This window comes from Kitasatospora mediocidica KCTC 9733 (genome assembly GCF_000744225.1).
GTDB classification, from domain to species: Bacteria; Actinomycetota; Actinomycetes; order Streptomycetales; family Streptomycetaceae; genus Kitasatospora; species Kitasatospora mediocidica.
Genome location: NZ_JQLN01000001.1, coordinates 509,054 through 525,877 on the forward strand (window position 1 = coordinate 509,054; position 16,824 = coordinate 525,877).

The 16,824-nt window shown below is 74.2% G+C and carries 14 protein-coding genes and 1 tRNA gene; 6 read left to right on the forward strand and 9 right to left on the reverse strand.

Annotated features, from left to right (window positions below):
• Window positions 1-93 precede the first annotated feature (93 nt).
• Together BS80_RS02315 and BS80_RS02320 are read right to left on the reverse strand one after the other, a co-directional pair.
• Window positions 94-167, reverse strand: a tRNA-Met gene (locus BS80_RS02315).
• Window positions 168-198: 31 nt separating this feature from the next.
• Entirely contained in the window at window positions 199-726 is a 528-nt protein-coding gene (locus BS80_RS02320) for a GNAT family N-acetyltransferase (protein WP_051965728.1), read from the reverse strand.
• 191 nt (window positions 727-917) lie between these two features.
• On the opposite strand from BS80_RS02320, the gene BS80_RS02325 reads away from it, so the two are divergent.
• Window positions 918-1,529, forward strand: coding sequence for a TetR/AcrR family transcriptional regulator (locus BS80_RS02325; protein ID WP_035792009.1), 612 nt, complete (start codon window positions 918-920; stop codon window positions 1,527-1,529).
• A complete protein-coding gene (locus BS80_RS02330; RefSeq protein WP_035792012.1) occupies window positions 1,522-1,872 on the forward strand; it encodes a nuclear transport factor 2 family protein in 351 nt (116 codons plus the stop codon). Before BS80_RS02325 ends, BS80_RS02330 begins: the two co-directional genes overlap by 8 nt.
• 202 nt (window positions 1,873-2,074) lie before the next feature.
• Here BS80_RS02330 and BS80_RS02335 read toward each other — a convergent pair whose 3' ends face one another.
• The gene (locus BS80_RS02335; RefSeq protein WP_035792014.1) at window positions 2,075-4,039 is read right to left on the reverse strand and encodes a phosphocholine-specific phospholipase C; all 1,965 of its coding nucleotides are present in this window, start codon (window positions 4,037-4,039) and stop codon (window positions 2,075-2,077) included.
• Between the two features lie 196 nt (window positions 4,040-4,235).
• Here BS80_RS02335 and BS80_RS02340 point away from each other — a divergent pair, with 196 nt between their 5' ends.
• A complete protein-coding gene (locus BS80_RS02340) occupies window positions 4,236-4,487 on the forward strand; it encodes a Smr/MutS family protein (protein ID WP_035792017.1) in 252 nt (83 codons plus the stop codon).
• 3 nt (window positions 4,488-4,490) lie between these two features.
• Here the strand turns inward: BS80_RS02340 and BS80_RS02345 are convergent, their stop codons facing one another.
• Window positions 4,491-5,357: an alpha/beta fold hydrolase gene (locus tag BS80_RS02345; protein ID WP_035792018.1), complete on the reverse strand. Its 867-nt coding sequence runs from the start codon at window positions 5,355-5,357 to the stop codon at window positions 4,491-4,493.
• 141 nt (window positions 5,358-5,498) lie between these two features.
• On the opposite strand from BS80_RS02345, the gene BS80_RS02350 reads away from it, so the two are divergent.
• On the forward strand, window positions 5,499-6,338 hold the full coding sequence (locus BS80_RS02350; protein ID WP_035792020.1) for an MBL fold metallo-hydrolase: 840 nt from the start codon (window positions 5,499-5,501) through the stop codon (window positions 6,336-6,338).
• Between the two features lie 251 nt (window positions 6,339-6,589).
• On the opposite strand, the gene BS80_RS02355 is transcribed toward BS80_RS02350, so the two are convergent.
• The 3 genes from BS80_RS02355 to BS80_RS43405 form a co-directional block, all read right to left on the reverse strand.
• Entirely contained in the window at window positions 6,590-8,239 is a 1,650-nt protein-coding gene (locus BS80_RS02355) for a phospholipase D-like domain-containing protein (RefSeq protein ID WP_157535777.1), read from the reverse strand.
• A 113-nt stretch (window positions 8,240-8,352) separates the two neighbouring features.
• Window positions 8,353-9,267 carry a hypothetical protein gene (locus BS80_RS37410; protein ID WP_051965730.1) on the reverse strand — a complete coding sequence of 305 codons (915 nt, stop codon included), beginning with the start codon at window positions 9,265-9,267 and terminating at the stop codon, window positions 8,353-8,355.
• 57 nt (window positions 9,268-9,324) lie between these two features.
• The gene (locus tag BS80_RS43405) at window positions 9,325-11,106 is read right to left on the reverse strand and encodes a protein kinase domain-containing protein (protein WP_051965737.1); all 1,782 of its coding nucleotides are present in this window, start codon (window positions 11,104-11,106) and stop codon (window positions 9,325-9,327) included.
• Between the two features lie 282 nt (window positions 11,107-11,388).
• On the opposite strand from BS80_RS43405, the gene BS80_RS02370 reads away from it, so the two are divergent.
• Window positions 11,389-11,907 (forward strand): GNAT family N-acetyltransferase, encoded by a 519-nt coding sequence (locus BS80_RS02370; RefSeq protein ID WP_035792023.1) that lies wholly within the window; start codon window positions 11,389-11,391, stop codon window positions 11,905-11,907.
• 13 nt (window positions 11,908-11,920) lie between these two features.
• On the opposite strand, the gene BS80_RS02375 is transcribed toward BS80_RS02370, so the two are convergent.
• Window positions 11,921-13,171, reverse strand: a complete 1,251-nt coding sequence (locus BS80_RS02375) for an FUSC family protein (protein ID WP_035792026.1) — start codon at window positions 13,169-13,171, stop codon at window positions 11,921-11,923.
• A 76-nt stretch (window positions 13,172-13,247) separates the two neighbouring features.
• Window positions 13,248-15,992 carry a LuxR C-terminal-related transcriptional regulator gene (locus BS80_RS43410; RefSeq protein WP_035792033.1) on the reverse strand — a complete coding sequence of 915 codons (2,745 nt, stop codon included), beginning with the start codon at window positions 15,990-15,992 and terminating at the stop codon, window positions 13,248-13,250.
• Between the two features lie 299 nt (window positions 15,993-16,291).
• Here BS80_RS43410 and BS80_RS02385 point away from each other — a divergent pair, with 299 nt between their 5' ends.
• Entirely contained in the window at window positions 16,292-16,777 is a 486-nt protein-coding gene (locus tag BS80_RS02385) for an ATP-binding protein (RefSeq protein WP_063771867.1), read from the forward strand.
• The last annotated feature ends 47 nt before the right edge of the window (window positions 16,778-16,824 follow it).

The window sequence follows — 16,824 nt, forward strand, 5'->3', positions numbered from 1 at the left end:
CGCCCCTTCCGGCGAACAACCGGTTTTCCCGCGGCGCTCCGAACGGCAGCAGGCCCGGTGCACGAATGCACCGGGCCTGCTGTTACTACTGAGTAGCGGGGACAGGATTTGAACCTGCGACCTCTGGGTTATGAGCCCAGCGAGCTACCGAGCTGCTCCACCCCGCGTCGGTGAACACGACTCTACGGCACCGGCTGCTCAGCGCGAAATCGATATCGCATGCCACTCGTCGTCGAGGATGCTGAACACCTCCGAGTCCCGCCAGCCGTCGCGGATCAGCAGGGCCTCGCGGTGGCGGCCCTCCCAGGTCATGCCGAGTTTGCCGAGTACTCGGGCGGAGGCGGGGTTGCGGGGGTCGCAGGTGGCGTGGATCCGGTGGAGGCCGAGATCGCCGAAACCACGGGCGAGCAGCTCGTGGCCGATCGCCGTCGCCACGCCCCGGCCCCACAGCCGGGGGTGGACGAGGTAGCTGATCTCGCCCTGCCGGTGGGTCCGGTTGCGGATGTGCAACTCGCCGAAGCCGACCGCCTCGTCGCCGATGCGCGCCAGGTAGGCGAAGCGCTGCTGGGGTTCCTCGGACCACGCCTGGACGGCAGCCGCCACATGGGCGCGGGTCTCCGCCTCGGTGTTCGGCCCCCAGGGCTGGTAGCGGCAGACCTCGGGCAGGCGCGCCCAGGCGTGAACGGCTTGCCAGTCCGCGAGTTCGACCTTGCTCAGTGTCACCACGGAGCGATCCTGCCCGCGCGGTCCGCGGCCCACACGCCGAGCGCGTGGGCCGCGGACCGGTTGCTAGTGCCGCGTCAGGCACTAGACGACTGATTCATCCGGGCCCCCATCTGATCGCCGGTTCACGAAATCGCACTGGCGTACCAGCCCGTGCTATTTTTGTGAGCAATCGTTCAACTACGGAGGCAGGGATGGGGCGCAGACAGCTCTGGGACCAGGACGAGGTGCTGGCCTCGGCCATGCGGCTCTTCCGCCACCGGGGGTACCTCGGCGCCTCACTGCGGGACATCGAGGAGGCCACCGGACTGCACCCGGGGAGCCTCTACCGGACCTTCCGGAACAAGGACGGCCTATTCCACGCCGCCCTGGACGCCTACAACGAGCGGGTGGTGCAGGGCCGGGTCCGGGTCCACCTGCTGGAGCCTGCGGACCCTCTGGCCGGCATCCGCTCGTTCTTCACCTCGGCGATCGAGACCGGCGCCGAGCCCGACCCGGGCTGCCTGCTCACCAACACCGCCGTCGAGTCCTTCACCCTCCCCGAGACCGCCGCCGGCGTGCACCACGGCCTGGCAGCGATCGAAGGCGGCTTCGCCGACGCGCTGACCCGCGCCCGGCACCGCGGCGACACACCGCCGGACCTCGACGTCGCGACCACGGCCGCCCATCTGCTCGCGCTCTACCAGGGCCTGCTGGTGCTCGTCCGGGCCGGCCTGCCCCGCACCACATTGCACAGCGTCACCGACGGCGCGATGGCGTCGATCGGCTCCCTGAGGACCGTACGAAAGCAGGACGACCATGAGTGACACCCAGCGGCTCTGGAACGACTACGCCGCCTGCTGGTCGGCCGACCCCGCCGACCGGCTCGCCGCCCTCGGCGCGGTCGCGGTGGACGAGGTCGCCTACCGCGACCCCGGGACCGAGGTCGCCGGCCTGACCGAACTCGCCGCCTACATGGCCGGCTTCGCCGGAGCCTTCCCCGGCCACCGGTTCCGCATCGACGAGGTGCTGGAGCACCACGACCGCTCCCTCGCCCGCTGGACACAGCTCGGCGGGCAGGGCGAGACCGCGTCGACCGGCATCAGCACCGCCCGCCACCACGAGGACGGGCGCCTCGCCGACATCACCGGCTTCTTCCTCCCCGCATAACCGACCGCAGGAGCCGGACACCGGTGGCCGCCGGCTCGTGGTCGGACGCGCGGGCCCTGGTGGTTCAGGTCGGCGAGCAGCGTCCGGCCCGGCCACTGTCGGGCAGTGTCCCGCCCGCCGCGAGGGTGTCCAGCTCGGCCGTCACAAGCCGAGCCCGGACACCCTCGTGCTGTCTCCGCAGCTATCCCTTGGAATCAATCATCTAGTTGTGCCCATAGAGGCGGCCGGCGAAGCGGCGGGCGAAGCCGTCGCCGGTGTTGGCGGTGACGGTGTAGTCGTAGCGGCCCGCGCTGGTGGCGTGCAGGGTGGCGTTGGCGGAGCCTCCGGCTGCCACGGTCAGCTGGGTGGCGGTGCCGCCGGAGGCGAGGTAGGCGGTGTTCGGGTTGATGGTGAAGACGGCCGGGACGGTGCCGGCGTTGGTCACCGTGAGGGTGAGGGTCGCGCCGTCCAGCTGGTCGACGGCGTACGCCTCGGGGTGCGCCTTGCTGCTGTTGGACCAGGTCAGCACGTTGCCCTGGAAGCCGCGCAGGTAGCCGTCGGGGCCGTGCAGGTCGATGTCGTAGAGGCCGGCGCCGTAGGTCTTGGCGGAGAAGTAGTCGGAGATCGACCCGCCGGCCGCGCAGGTGTACGGCCACGCCGCGTACGTCCGGTCGTTGACGGTGTAGGCGGTGAACGCGGCGCCCAGGCCCGCGGAGACCGTCTTGAACCAGATCCGGCCGGTCGAGGTGTCGGTCCAGGAGGTGGTGTTGAAGACGTAGTCGACCGCCTGCGCCGGGCGGTCGCCGGGCTCCTGGGCCGGCAGCGCGCCGGCCGCGGGGACCTTCGGCGCGGGCAGCGACTTCTCGTTGTTCGCGGCGGTGACCAGGGCGGCCGTGTTCGGCAGGCCGGTGGGGAAGGCGACCGGGCTCACGCCGAAGTTGAAGGCGCTGGTGAGGTCACCGGCGACCTGGCGGCGCCAGGCCGAGATGTTGCCGCACTCGACCCCGGTGACCAGCTCGGCGAACTGCAGCGGCGAGGTGTGGTCGAAGGTCTGCGAGCAGACCCGGCCGCCGGTGCTCCAGGGCGAGATGACGGTCATCGGGACACGCGGGCCCATGCCGATCGGCGCGCCGCTGATGAACTCGTCCGCCGTGCCGGAGGGCGCGGTGGGCGGCGGGACGTGGTCGAAGAAGCCGTCGTTCTCGTCGAAGTTGTAGAAGACGACGGTGGAGTCCCAGGTGGCCTGGTTACTCGCGATCGCCGCCAGCACGCCGCTGACGAAGTCGGCGCCGTCGGCCGGGCGGGAGGCCGGGTGCTCGCTCAGCGCGGTCGGGGCCACCACCCAGGAGACGGTGGGGAAGGTGCCGGCGGCGATGTCCGCGGCGATCGCCGACTTGACGGAGCCGACCCGGGCCATGCCGTTGGTGTAGAGCGGGGAGGAGACCGAGGCGCTCTTGAACTGGGTGAACCAGGCCAACGGGTTGTCGTCGAAGTTGTCGGCCTGCTGGTAAACGCGCCAGGAGACGCCGGCGTCCTGGAGCATCTCCGGGTAGGTGGCCCAGGAGTAGCCGTGCTCGCTGTTGTCGGTGACCGGGCCGCCGGCGGTGCCGTTGGGGTCGATCATGCCGGTCCACTGGTAGAGCCGGTTCGGGTTGGTCGGGCCCTGGACGGAGCAGAAGTACTGGTCGCAGATGGTGAACGCGTCGGCGAGGCCGTAGTGGAACGGGATGTCGGCGCGGTTGTAGTAGCCCATGGTGAACCCGGTCTTCTCCGGGATCCAGTTGTTGTACAGGCCGCCGTTCCACGCGCCGTGGGTGCCGGACCAGCCGTGGTCCAGGTCGCCGACCTGCTGGGCGTCGGTGGTGGCGGTGTTCAGGTGCCAGGGCTGCAGGATGGTGCCGCCGGTGGCGCTGCCCTTGGTGGACTGGTTCCACACGGTCGAGTTCTTGGGGAAGCGCAGCAGCGAGGTGTCGCTGAAGCCGCGCACGCCCTGGAGGGTGCCGTAGTAGTGGTCGAACGAGCGGTTCTCCTGCATCAGGATCACGACGTGCTTGACCGAGGAGAGCGCGCCGCTGCCGGTGCTCGCTGCCATCGCGCGACGGACCGAACCGGGCAGCACACCGAGCGCGCTGCCGGCGCCGAGGGCGGCGGCCGAGCCGAGCAGTGTACGGCGGGAGATCGGAGACATGCAGGGACCTTTCGTCAGGGACGCGCGGGGGCGGGAGACGCGCGGCACTCGTGGGTCACGACTACCGAGAAGGGTGCGGCAACCCCCAGCAACTTGTCTGGACAAGTTCGCTGTACGGCACATGACGCACAGACAACGAAACGGCGAGCGGCCGTATGCTGCTCGCTGTCCCCCTCACCCCCTCGGAGCCCCTGCCTTGCTCACCCTGGACCTGCACCCGATCTTCCGGAACAACCGCGACATCGAACTCGCCCTGCGGGAAGCGCTGTTCAAGGCGCTGCGGACCGGCGAGCCGGTCGTCGAGATCATTCCGGGCAAGGGGACCGGCCAGCTGAAGAAGCGGGTCCTCGCCTTCCTCGGGCAGCGCCACATCAGGAAGCTGTACGACCGAGTCGAGGCTGATCAGAGCAACACCGGCCGGATCCTGGTGCACCTCAAACAGCCGTAGGCGTCAGCCGGTCACCCGCCGCAGCCAGGCCAGCGCCTGCTCGGACGAGTTGAGCACCGAGATGTGTCCGTCGTCGGGGCGCGCCCACAGCTCGGCCGCCGGGCCGCAGTTCCGGGCCAGCCAGGCGCCGTGCCCGCTGGGCACGACCCGGTCCCGGTCGCCGTGCAGGACGAGCGTCGGCGTCGTCACCCGCGCGGGGTCGAAGCCCCAGGGCGCGACATAGGCGAGGTCGTCGTCCACCATCCCGCCGATGCCGCCGCGCAGCGCCTCCCCGGCGACCGTGGCGAGCCAGCGCCACGCCGCGCCGAGGGCGGCGTGATCCGCCGGCGTGAAGATCTCCGGGTCGAACTCGCTTGCCGCCAGCAGCTTCTCCAGCGCCTCCCGCCCCCGGACGGCGGCCCGCAGCTCCGCCGCACCGGCGGGGGCCATGCCGGCGAACCAGTCCAGCCCCGGCGCGTCGAACGGCGCGAGCCCGGCCGCGCAGACCACGGCCTGGACGCGCTCGGGCAGCAGCGCGGCGCAGGCCAGCGCGTGCGGACCGCCGCCCGAGGAGCCCATCACCGCGAACCGGTCCACGCCCAGCGCGTCGGCGACCGCCGCGACGTCCGCCGCCGCCGACCCGACGTCCCGGCCCGGGTGCGGGGTCGAGCCGCCGTAGCCGGGCCGGTCGTAGGAGATCCAGCGGATGCCGTGCCGCGCGGATGCCGCGAACAGCGGCTCGGGCGGCGTGCCCACGTTCGGCGTGCCGTGGTGCCAGACCACGGCGAGGCCGGACTCACTGCCCTCGGGGCATGCTTCGTACGCGCGCAGCGTGCGGCCGTCGCGCAGCTCGACGTCGGTCTCCGTCAGCGTCACCCTCACTGTCACCATGCGCCGAGCGTACTGACCGTCACTGACAGTCGCGCGCAGCCGGGGCTCACTGGACGACGCACTGGACGGGGAGGGCCGGAGCGGGCCAGAGTGACCCCAGCCCGCCGAGATCCGGTGGCATCGACGCCCGCCGGAGGCAGCATGACCATCCGTCACCTGGACTGTGCCAGCATGTGCCCGATCGGCGGCCGCCTGCTGCTGGGCAACGGCGGACGGCTGACCGGGCGCCTGGTGGCCCACTGCCTGGTGGTGGAGTCCGCCGACGGCCTGGTCCTGGTGGACACCGGCCTGGGCACCGATGACGTGGCCGACCCGCACCGGCTGGGCCGCTCGTTCCTGGCGGTGGTGCGCCCGCGGCTCTCCCTCGCCTCCACCGCCGTGCACCAACTGCGCGCCCTCGGGTACGACCCGCGGGACGTGCGCCACATCGTGCTGACCCACCTGGACGTCGACCACGCCGGCGGGCTCGCCGACTTCCCGGACGCCCGGGTGCACGTCCTCGCCGACGAGCTGCGGGCCGCCCGGGTCCGCGCGACCCGGGGCGAGCGGGATCGCTACCGCCCGGTGCAGTGGGCGCACGGGCCGCGCTGGGTGGAGCACGAGAGCGGCGGGGAGTCCTGGTTCGGCTTCCAGGCGGTCCGCCCGCTGTCCGGGGTGGACCCGGAGATCCTGCTGGTACCGCTGCCGGGACACACTCGCGGGCACAGCGGCGTCGCGGTCCGGCAGGGCGCGGGCTGGCTGCTGCACTGCGGTGACGCCTACTTCTCACACACCGAGATCGAGCCCGGCGCCGGGCGCCGCCCGCCCGGCCTCCTCGCCTTCCAGCGCATGGTGGCCCTCGACGACCGGGCGCGGCTGCACAACCAGGAGCGGCTGCGCACGCTGCGCCGCGAGCACGGCGACGAGGTCCGGCTGCTCTGCGCCCACGACCCCGAGGAGTTCGAGCGCGCGGACCGTCTCCAGCGGAGCACGGTCCGGTAGACCGACGGCGCACGCGCGCACGCGCGCGTGGGGAGAGCGGGGAGGGCGGCCGGGATCGGGGGCGGTGGCGATCCGACCCCGGCCGCGGCGCGGCCGGTGCACAGGCCGGCCCGCCTGGCAGCCCCGCTCTTGGGGGGTGGAGGGCTGCCGTGACCGGGAACTCTAGACCCGCGCGGGCAGCGTGAACAGGCCTATGACCAGCGGTTTTTCCGGACACGGACATGCCAGGCAGGCGGCCGTCCGGCAGGCGCTCAGGACGTCGGGCACAGGCCCCTGGTGTAGTCGAACGTCGCGGCCGCCTGCGAGTACTGCCACTCGGGCGCGAGCAGGCCGGCGTCCAACTGCGCGGCGGCTTGCGGGTCTTCGACGATGTACCCGAAGTCCTGCAGCCAGGCCGGGTAGAGGTTCTTCGAGCCGACGTAGAACGCCGAGCCGTCCACCGAGACCAGCTTGTGGTGCAGCGCGAACGGGTGGCCGTCCGCCCAGGTGCTGCCCGCGGCGGCCCGGAACGAGGCGAGCTGGAGGTTCTGGCACATCGCGGTCTGTGCGCTCGCCGGGTCGCCGGTGAGGGCGGTGAGGCGGTTGCGGAGCGTGTCGCTGACCTCGGAGAGCGACTTCATCTGCGAGTAGCCACCGCTGCCGACCAGGCCGCGGTTGGCCGGATCGCTCACCGTGATACGGACCTTGACCCCGGCGGCGAGCTTGGCCGCGAGGGTGTCGTAGAGCCGGACGTCGTAGCGCGGCAGCGGCGGGCAGGTGCCGTTCACGTCCTGCTGGGAGATCTCGACGTGGCCGGTGGCACTCGCCACCAACGCCCGCAGGGCGTCCTCCTCGGGATTGACCGTCTCGTAGTCGCGGTCGTTGTTGGTGTGGTCGGGCAGGTGCAGCGGGCCGCAGGCGGTGTCGGGCGCGGTGGCCGGGGACGGCTGGTAGGCCGAGGCCGGATCACCTCCGCGGATGCCGATGCCCAGCCCGCCGACGGCGAGCACCGGGACGCCGCCGGTCGCGGCGGCGGGGGCGGGGTTGGCGTCCTGCTCCAGCGTCGGCCGGCACGGCGCGCCGCCGGTGGAGGCGAACCAGGCGGCGGACAGCGGGCCGGTGTTGGCGCAGGTCCAGGTCCACAGCGTGTCGAGGTAGGCGCCGGCGGCGGAGGCGGCCGGGCCGGTCAGGGCGATGTCGACGTCCGACACCGGGTGGGTGGTGTCGATGTAGTCGTCCTTCCAGTTGTTGATGCCGCCGGTGATCACACTCTGCCCGTCGACCACCAGGAGCTTGGAGTGGTTCCAGGAGAAGGAGGTCTTGGCGGTGGTCATCGAGGCGACGTTCAGCGTGATGCTGCCGGCCGCCGCCGGGCCGAGCTTGCCGACCAGGTCGTCGCGGTAGGAGGAGGGCAGGGCGCTGATGTTGTAGAGCGGGGCGGCCCCGACCAGGATCCGGACCGTCAGCCGGTGGCCGGCGGCGGTGGAGGCCTTGAGGCCCGCGACGATGGCGTCCTCGAACTCCCCGTTGGGGAACGGCGCGAGCGAGGAGATGTCCACGGTGCGGGTGGCCGCGGAGATGTTCGCGGTCATCTTCGCGAGCAGCCGGTCGGTGCCCGGGCGCTGGGCGCAGCTCGGGTCGCCCCAGCAGCCGGGTGTCTGGAGCAGCCAGCCGGCCGGGTCGCCGGCCGGGGTGTCCAGGCTGTTGCCGCCGGTGCGCTGCCAGACGGACCCCTCCAGACCCGGCGAGACCTGACGCAGCGTCTGCTCAACGGCGTCCAGGTGCGGTGCGGCCGAAGTCGCAGCCACGGTGGGCGGGGTGGCCGCCAGCGCCGGGGCCGCGGGGAGCGAGGCGAGGACGGCGGTGACCGCCAGGACGTGGCGCAGGGATATCCGGTGGCGAAGCAAGAGCAATTCCTCCATGGGATCGACGAGTCCCCCGCAAATGACCCCTGGAATCTACCTGATAGTAACCTTCTGTTGCGTCAGGAACGCGTCAAGCTACCCGCCTTGACCGAGGAGAGCCGCGAGTCGACTCAGTGGCAGGTGTAGGTAAAGCTCGTGGAGGCCGAACGGGCCTGCGGGGAGAGGACGTCCAGCGTCGCGGTGGCCCGCATCGTGCCGTGGCCGTCGAAGGTCCAGCGCAGGACGACGTCGGTCCGGTGGCTGCCGCGCGCGACCGGCTGGGAGAGCTCGTCGGAGACCGTGCCGTCGCTGCGCTCCCAGCGGTAGCGGACGGTGCCGGCGCCGCCGTCCGTCTCCAGGGTGCCGGTGACGACCGCGGTGCCGTCGCAGGCGGGCCCGGCCGCGTCGCTGCTCACGGCTACCCCGGTCACCCGGACCGCCGGCGTCCAGCGCTGCCAGGCCAGGTAGGCCAGCACCGCCAGCAGGACGACGATCGGCAGCAGCCAGCCGCCGAGCGCCCGACGGCGGCGGCGCGCCACGGGGGCGTCGGCTCCCGGCTGCGCGGGGGCGGTGGCGTCGCCGTGCCAGACGGCGGCGGCGAGCGCCGGGACGGCCACCGCGGCGGCGGGGACACCGGGCCCGAAGCGGCGCAACTCGCCGGGCGCGAGCGGCTCGTGGGCCGGGACGGGGTCGGGGGCCTGAAGAGGGGCCGGGGCCGGGTGGGCGACGGTCGGCTCGACCGGCGGCTCGGCGAGCTCGACCGTCACCGCGTCGACGACGACCGCATCGAGCACGACCGTGGCGTCGGCATCACCGTTCTTGAGCAAGCTGACCCTTGCGGGGGCGACCGGGATGCCCGCGGCCGGGGTCGGCCATGCCGAGCTGTCGAGCAGGGTGGCACTGTCGTCGGCGGTGACCGCGTCCAGCCGGACCGTGCGGTCGAGGTCAGGGGCGGAGTCGGCGGCGGAAACGGCGGTGGTCTCGGGAGCGGAGTCGGCGGCGGGCTCGGACTCGGCGGCGTTCGGGAGCTGCTGAGGGCTGGTCATGAGGGTTCCCTGGGCGAAGGCGGTACGGGTACGGGAGGGCGGCGCGCGCGGATGCGCTCAGCGCGCCGGGTTGCAGAGCATCGCCACGATCCGGGTCGAAGCGGCGGGCTCGGCCGGGGTGGTCTGCGCGCCCCAGTACTGCGCGCCGTCGCCCGAGCCGAACATGTGGACGACCGCCACGGTGCCGCGCTGCGGCAGCGCGACGGACGTGCTGGCGACCACGGTGACCCGGCCGTTGCTGTCGGTGTCGGTCCAGTCCAGGATCAGCTGCCCCTTCCCCGCGCCACTGGTCGCGACCGTCACCGGGACGCTGATCCCGTAGTTGGTGCAGGTCGGCGTTCCCAGCGAGACCCGCAGGATCCGCAGCGCGGGAGCGACCGTCGGCGTCGGCGAGGAAGACGGCGGCGGCGGGGTGGGGGTCGGCGAGGGCGCGGCGAAGGTGGGGGGCGGCGCGATGGTGCCGGGGGCCGTCGTCGGCGTACCGGGGACCGAGGGGTTCCCGGTCGGCGCGGCCGTCTGCGCACCGGGCTTCGGCGCGGCGGACGGCGTGGTCGACGCGGCGGCGGAGGCGGAGGCGGACGGCGTGGGGGTCGGCGAGACAGTGGCCGAGGCCGACGGCGACGCCGCGGCCGACCCGGACGGCGCGGGCGCCGACGCGGTGGCGTCGACCAGCGGCGCCAGACTCGTCGTCAGCTCCGGGGCCGGCCCGGCCACCGCGCTGCGCACGTCCGACGCGTTCTCCCCCGCTATGGCGATCCCGCCGACCCCCGCCGTGAGCAGCACCGCAGCCGCGACGCCGGCCGTCAGTCGGGTACGGCGCCCGGACCGCACCCACGCCTGGCGCGCAGAAGCGCGGACACCGGCACCAGCACCAGCACCAGCACCGGCACCGGCACCGGCACCGGCACCGAGCGTGGTGGTGGCCAGCGCCGTGGTGCCCGCACCCGTCGCGGCCCCCGCCGTCGGGAGCAGCAACGGGAGCAGCGCCACCAGCGCGGCGAGCTTGCGCTGCCCGCGCTCCTCCCAGTCCTCGCCGTAGCCGGCCGCCGCGACCGCCTCCAGCTCGGCCACCAGCTCGGCAGCGCTGGACGGGCGGCCCTGCGGCGTCTTGGCCAGCCCCTTGCGGATCAGCGGCCGCACCGGGTCGGGCGCCAGCTCGTCGGGGATCGGCGCCTCGGTGTGCTGGAGCGCCAGTTCGACCAGCGTGGTCCCGCCGTACGGCTTCGCGCCGGTCAGGCACTCGAAGAAGGTCACGGTGGCCGCGTACACGTCGGCGGCCGGCGAGGCCGGGCGCCCGGCCCACTGCTCGGGCGCCATGTAGGCGGGCGTGCCGGAGATCGTGCCGCTGTCGCCGCTGCGCACCGCGACACCGAAGTCGACCAGCTTGGACGAACCGTCCGCGGCGACCAGCACGTTGGCCGGCTTGTAGTCGCGGTGCACGACCCCGGCGGCGTGCGCGGCGGCCAGGCCGAGCAGCGAGCCCTTGAGCACCACCAGCGCGGCCTCCGGCCCGGTGGCCCCCTCCTGCTGGAGCAGCGTGCGCAGCGCGATGCCGTCCACCAGCTCCATCACGATGGCGGCCCCGAGGGCGCTCTCCACGTACTCGTACAGCTGGGCGACGTACGGCGAGCGCAGGTCGCCCAGCAGGGCGGCCTCCGAGCGGAAGGCCTCGCGGCCCTCGGCCGCCCGGCTGAGGTACTTGATGGCGACGGGGGTGCCGGTCGCCTCGTGCCGGGCCAGCACGACCCGGCCGCTGGCGCCCGAGCCGAGCACCCGCCCGTGGGCGTAGCCGGGCAGCTCCCAGAGCGAGGGTCTGTGGGATGCGTCGTTGCCGTTCATGGCCGTTCGTTCCTTCTGTCTGCCACCCTCGCACTGCCCCCGACCTGCTCGGGTACGACGGTGGTCGCCGATCGCCGACCGCACAGTAGTACGTGCCGCTGCCATCGACGCGCCCGCGCCGCCCCGGAGTTCCGGTCCGCGGGTCACGGTTCGGGTGCTTCGTGCACTACCGCCGCAGCGCCCCCGTCCGCTGCTCCGCTCAGCCCGGCGGGGGCCTAGTCTTCGGCACGGGAACGGACGTCGACGCGGAACGCGCGGTCGACCCAGAGGCGGAGGCCGGGCATGGGCGAGGGGCAGGCGGTGATCCGCCCGATCGGCGCGCCGGGGGACCTGGGCTGGGTGGTGATGGCCCACGGGGAGCAGTACGCGGCCGAGTTCGGCTGGGACGGCAGCTTCGAGGCCCTGGTCGCCTCGATCGTCGCGGACTTCGCCACCGACCGCGAACCGACCCACAAGGGCGGCCCGGTGCGCGACGCCGGGTGGATCGCCGAGCTGGACGGCCGGCGGGTGGGCTGCGTGCTGTGCGTGGGCGTCGACGCGCAGACCGCCAAGCTGCGCCTGCTGCTGGTCGCCCCGGCCGCCCGTGGACACCGGCTCGGCACCCGGCTGGTCGACCAGTGCGTGGAGTTCGCCCGGGACGCCGGCTACCGGCGGATGCAGCTGTGGACCAACCACCCGCTGGTGGCCGCGCGCCGCATCTACCTGACCGCCGGCTTCCGGCTCGTCCAGGAGGAGCCGCACCACAGCTTCGGGGCCGAACTGATCGGCCAGGTCTACGAGCTCGACCTGCCACGCGCCTGACCTCAACGCGTCACTAAGACCCTCGGGTAGCCGCGGGCTTGCGCCGGCGATTGCGCAGGCCCTCGCCGCGGGCGAAGCGGCGGAGCCGGCCGAGCCCGGTGAACCGCTCGCGGTTCGCCACCGAGGCCCGGTCCAGCTCCTCCATCAGGCGCCGGGAGCGGTGGTCGAGGTCCAGCTCGTCCAGGATCCGGTCGATCTCGGCCAGCAGGGAACCGTGCAGCTGCCAGGCCTTGGGGTGCTCCTGGACCCGGCGCAGCAGCAGCTGGGCGACCTTCTCCCGGCTGGCCCAGGCGGCGGCGAGTTCGGACGCCAGCCGGTCCTCGGCCTCCGCCGCGTTACGGCTCACCTGGGTGGACACCAGGACGGCGAAGCTGACCAGCGCCCCGCCCAGGTGGCCCAACAGCTCCTCCAACTCCACCGCCACCTCCGGCGGGAAGAGCTCCTCGCCCTCGTCGCGGCGCTTGGCCAGGTCGGTGAGCGAGCGGGCCAGGACCCGGATGACGACGACGCAGATCTCCAGGGTGTCCAGCCCGGTGCGCAACGTCACCCGGGAGACCAGGCCCTCGGTGATCCTGGGGTTCAGCCGCAGGCTGTCCTCGGCCTGCCGCAGGGCGCCGTCCACGTCCGCGATGGCCTGGTCGAGACGGCGGGCCTCGTGCAGCCGGGCGGCGGCCTGCTCCACCGGGGTGTGGCCGCCCAGCTCCTCGCCGATCCGCACCAGCAGGTGGCGGGCCCGCCGTGCCAGGTCCTCGATGGACTCGCCCGCCGTGTCCACCCAGACCGGCGGCGCGAACAGGAGGTTGAAGAGCAGGCCCACCCCCGCCCCGATCAGTGTCTCCAGCACCCGGTCCCAGGCCTGCGACGCCAACCGGGTGACCCCGAGCACCAGCATCGCGCTGATCGCGACCTCGTTGACGAACTCGTCGACGCGCACGAACCGACCGATCGTCAGCGAGGCCAGGATGATCAGCCCCAGGCTCCACCAGGACAGCCCCACCACGGAGCTGAAGCCCACCGCGATCAGCACCCCGACCACGACGGAGTTCACCCGCCGGATGCTGGTGGTCAGCGTGGAGTACAGCGTCACCTGGACCACGAGCAGCGCGGTGAGCGGCGCCGTCAGCGGCGCGGGCTCGCTGCTCAGGTGCACCGCGACGGCGTAGGCGAGCGTCGCGGCCACCGTCGCGCGCACCGTCTGCACCACGACGGGCTCCTTGAGCCGGCGGCGCAGCGTCTCGACGGGTTCCACGGGAAGAGCAGGCATCCTCCCCTTCTTCCCCCGAAGCCGCCCGCCCACCGCGAACCCCGCATCCCGCACCCGGATGCCCGCCCGGGCGGGGTCACAGCTCCTGCGGTCGGCCCAGGTCCTGGCGGGAGTGCCGGCCGAGTTTGCGCATCGCCCGTGCCACGTGCTGCTCGACGGTGCGCGGTGAGAGGTGCAGGGTCCCGGCGATCTCGCGGTTCGTCAGGCCGGTGCCGGCCAGCTCGGCGACCTCCTGCTCGCGGGGTGAGAGCTGGTCGCCGTAGCCCGGGCGGCCGGGCGCGCGGCGGTCCTCGGAGGGCTGGTGGGCGCGCAGGGTGGCCCGGGCGCGGGCGGCGTCCCAGACCGCGCCGAGGTCCTCCAACCGCTGCGCCGCGCCGGTCAGCTCCGCGGTCGCCGTCCCGTCCGCGACCGGGCCCAGCGCGCAGCGGCCGGCGCCCTCCACCGCCAGGGCCTGCGCGTAGGGCCGCGCCAGCTCCTCGTACGCCGCGGCCGCCTGCCGGAAGAAGCCCGCCGCGGTCTGCGGGTCGCCGGCCGCCTCGGCGAGCACCGCCCGGCAGCAGAGCAGCGCGGCGGAGGCCGACGGCGCGTCACGGCCCTCCAGTCCGGCGGCGAACTCCGCCACGAGCGCCTGCGCGGCGGCCGCCCGGCCGTCGGCGGCCAGCGCCTGGGCGGCCCACGGCGCCAGCTCGGCGCCCCACACCCAGACGCCCTTGCGCCGCAGCCCGGCCCAGGCGCGCTCCGCCTCCTGGGCGGCGGCCGCCACCTCCTGGCGGGCCAGCGCGAGGCGGATCCTGGCACCCGAGGCGGTCGCGGTCAGCGGCACCGCGCCGTCCTCCCCCGCCGGGGAGCCCGCCATCGCCAGCCACTCCTCCACCTGCGCCCACTCGCCCCGGGCCAGCGCGAGCAGGCCGAGCACCACATGGGCGTCCGCGGCGATCACCGGCATCTCGCCGGCGTCGGCGACGAACTCCCTGGCCCGCGCGGCCAGGCCGCTCCACCGGCCGCCCGCCCAGTCCAGCAGCAGGACGGTGCTGCGCCCGGTCTGCTCGGTGTACGCCGCACCGGACCGGACGGCCAGCTCGACCCCCTCGGCCAGCAGCTCGTCGGCGCGCCGGTAGTGGCCCAGCCAGACCGCCGCGTCCGCCGCGTTGCAGAGCCCGCGGGCCACGTGCTGGCGACAGGCCAGCTCCTCGCTGTCGCGCGGCAGTGCGTCCAGCAGCTGCCAGCAGGAGGGGTCGCCGACGTTCATCAGGACGGCCACCCGGTTGACCCGCACCGCCATCCGCACCACCGGGTCGCCGCTGCGCTCGGCGGTGGCCTCGGCCCGCTCGATCCAGGTCAGGTTCTCCTCCCAGGACGCGCCCGGCCAATACGGCATGGCCAGCGCCGACATCGCCCGGGCCGCCAGCACCGGCCGCTCACTCAGCTCCTCCACCGCACGCAGCAGCTCGACCGTGCCCTGGGCGCGGCGGCCCACCTGGTTGCAGAGCAGCAGGCCCAGATCGAGCCGGACCTCGCCGCGCACGGCCGGCGCCAGCTCCTGGTCGTCGACGATCTGGCGCAGCACCGTCACCGTCTGCTCCGACCCCAGCCCGAGCACCGCGCTGCGCGCCAGCAGCGGCGCCAGCCGGGCCCGGGCCTCGCCCGGCAGGCCCGGCGCGGCCAGTGTCTGTTCCAGCAGGGCGGTCGCCGCCTGGTGCTCGCCGACCCGGTCGGCCAGCCGCGCCGCCCGCTCCACCGCGCGCAGCCAGGCGCCGCGCGGGCCGCCGCTGCGCCGGTGGTCGGCCACCGTGGCCCAGGGCACGGGTTGGCGCCGGCTGAGCACCTCCGCCGCGCGGCGGTGCAGCTCCTGGCGGACCGGCCCCGGCAGCTCGCGGTGCACCGCGGCGCCCGCCAGCGGCTCGCGGAAGCCGTAGCGGCCGTCGCCGTCCTCGCTCAGGGCCGCGCCGCGCAGGGCCGCGAGCAGGGCCTCCCGGCCCTCGTCGGCGTCCAGCCCCGCCACCGTGACCAGTTCGGCCGCGCTCACGTGCTCGGCCAGCACGGCCGCCGCCGCCACGACCCGGCGCGGCCGCTCGGCCAGCGCCGCCGTCCGGACGAGCACGGTCTCGGCCAACCGGACGGGCACGCCCACCGCGTCCACGTCCCGGGCCGCGAACCGCTCGCGCCCGCCGCCCGCCATGGCCAGCAGCTCGACCAGGTCGGCGACCACCCGGGCCGTGCCGCCGGAGCGTTCGTGCAACCGGGCGGTGAAATCGGCGGGGCAGCGGGCCTCGCCCAGCGCGGTCACCGCGATCCGGCGCACCTGCGCCGGATCGAGCGGCGCGAGGCGGATCCGCAGCACGGCGACCCCGGCGGGGTACGCGATGCCGCGACCCAGCGGGAGGCCGGGCGCGGCCAGCTCCTCGGGCCGGTAGGTCAGCACGCAGGCGACCGGCGCGGGCCGGCTCTCCAGCAGCTGCCGCAGGGCCGCCAGCGCGGCCGCGTCGGCCCGGTGGACGTCCTCGGCGACCAGCAGGCCCGGCCCGGCGGCGGCGCGCCAGCGCGCCAGCTGCTCGGACAGCGGCGGGTCCGGGTCCCCGGGGTCCGGCGAGGGGCCCACAGGCCCCGAGCCGGCAGCGAGGCCGCCCGCGCCGAAGGCGACGACCAGCCGCGGGACGGCCCGTGCCTGCGGCAGCCCCAGCAGCCGGTCCGCCAGTCGGCTCTTGCCCGTCCCCGCCGTCCCCTCGACGAGAAACACGACCGGCCCGGCTCCCCCGGACGCGTCGCCCGCCGGGGCGAGGCTGCGCGCCAGGCGCTGCTCCCAGGTCGCCTCACTCACCATGGCCGTCCGCTCGCTCCCTCACCGGCTGTTCCGCCACTGACCGTCACCGCCGACCAGCACCCGGGCACGATCCGGGGGTTCTGGTTTCTTTGCGTATCCGTACTTCAGTGTCCCCTGATTGTGCTGATGGGGGGCGGGCGGCGACGGTAGCGGTTGGAGAGGCCATCAGGCTTCCCCGACTGCGAGGGGGATCGGCCCCAGTGGCCCTGCGTGACTGCGGCGAAGCCCGCCGCACCGCGACCCAGCCATCTCCCCACGATGAAGCCGGACCGCCACGGACCGGCGCGCAGGAGTTCCTCTTGACCGCCTCCGCCCCCGCTACCGCCTCGATGACGCCGGTACTGCCCCACCCGCTCGTGCTTCCGCTCCCCGCCGACCGCCCACCGGCCGCCGCGCGGGGTTCGGCGTTGTGCGCGATGACGGCCGTTCCCGAGGCGGTGCCCGCGCTGCGGCACTTCGCCCGCGACCTGGCGCTGCGCTGGCAACTGCCGAGCGACACGGTCGACGCGGTGAGCGTGATCGTCACCGAGCTGGTCGCCAACGTGGTGCTGCACAGCGGCAGCCAGGACGTGGTGCTGCTGGTCACGCTGCAGACCGAGGCACTGACGGTCGAGGTCAGGGACTCCGGCCGCTGGCGTCCGCGCACCACGCCGCGCAGGGCCGCACTGGACGCGGACGCGGTCTGCGGACGCGGTCTGCGCCTGGTGGAGGCGTACGCGAGCCGGGTGGCGGCCCGGCTGACGGGGACGGGCACGCTGATCGCGGCCGAACTCGCCCTGGGCTGAGTCCCTGCCGTTGAGTCCTTGCCGTTGAGTCCTTGCCGTTGAGTCCC

What these genes read in the sequence shown, in the direction of transcription:
- BS80_RS43410 (WP_035792033.1), bottom strand. Translation starts at nt 15,992, where the DNA reads ATGGTGAGTGAGGCGACCTGGGAGCAGCGCCTGGCGCGCAGCCTCGCC.
- BS80_RS43405 (WP_051965737.1), bottom strand. Translation starts at nt 11,106, where the DNA reads ATGAACGGCAACGACGCATCCCACAGACCCTCGCTCTGGGAGCTGCCC.
- BS80_RS02345 (WP_035792018.1), bottom strand. Translation starts at nt 5,357, where the DNA reads ATGGTGACAGTGAGGGTGACGCTGACGGAGACCGACGTCGAGCTGCGC.
- BS80_RS02325 (WP_035792009.1), top strand. Translation starts at nt 918, where the DNA reads ATGGGGCGCAGACAGCTCTGGGACCAGGACGAGGTGCTGGCCTCGGCC.
- BS80_RS02330 (WP_035792012.1), top strand. Translation starts at nt 1,522, where the DNA reads ATGAGTGACACCCAGCGGCTCTGGAACGACTACGCCGCCTGCTGGTCG.
- BS80_RS02350 (WP_035792020.1), top strand. Translation starts at nt 5,499, where the DNA reads ATGACCATCCGTCACCTGGACTGTGCCAGCATGTGCCCGATCGGCGGC.
- BS80_RS02335 (WP_035792014.1), bottom strand. Translation starts at nt 4,039, where the DNA reads ATGTCTCCGATCTCCCGCCGTACACTGCTCGGCTCGGCCGCCGCCCTC.
- BS80_RS02355 (WP_157535777.1), bottom strand. Translation starts at nt 8,239, where the DNA reads ATGGAGGAATTGCTCTTGCTTCGCCACCGGATATCCCTGCGCCACGTC.
- BS80_RS02370 (WP_035792023.1), top strand. Translation starts at nt 11,389, where the DNA reads ATGGGCGAGGGGCAGGCGGTGATCCGCCCGATCGGCGCGCCGGGGGAC.
- BS80_RS37410 (WP_051965730.1), bottom strand. Translation starts at nt 9,267, where the DNA reads ATGACCAGCCCTCAGCAGCTCCCGAACGCCGCCGAGTCCGAGCCCGCC.
- BS80_RS02375 (WP_035792026.1), bottom strand. Translation starts at nt 13,171, where the DNA reads ATGCCTGCTCTTCCCGTGGAACCCGTCGAGACGCTGCGCCGCCGGCTC.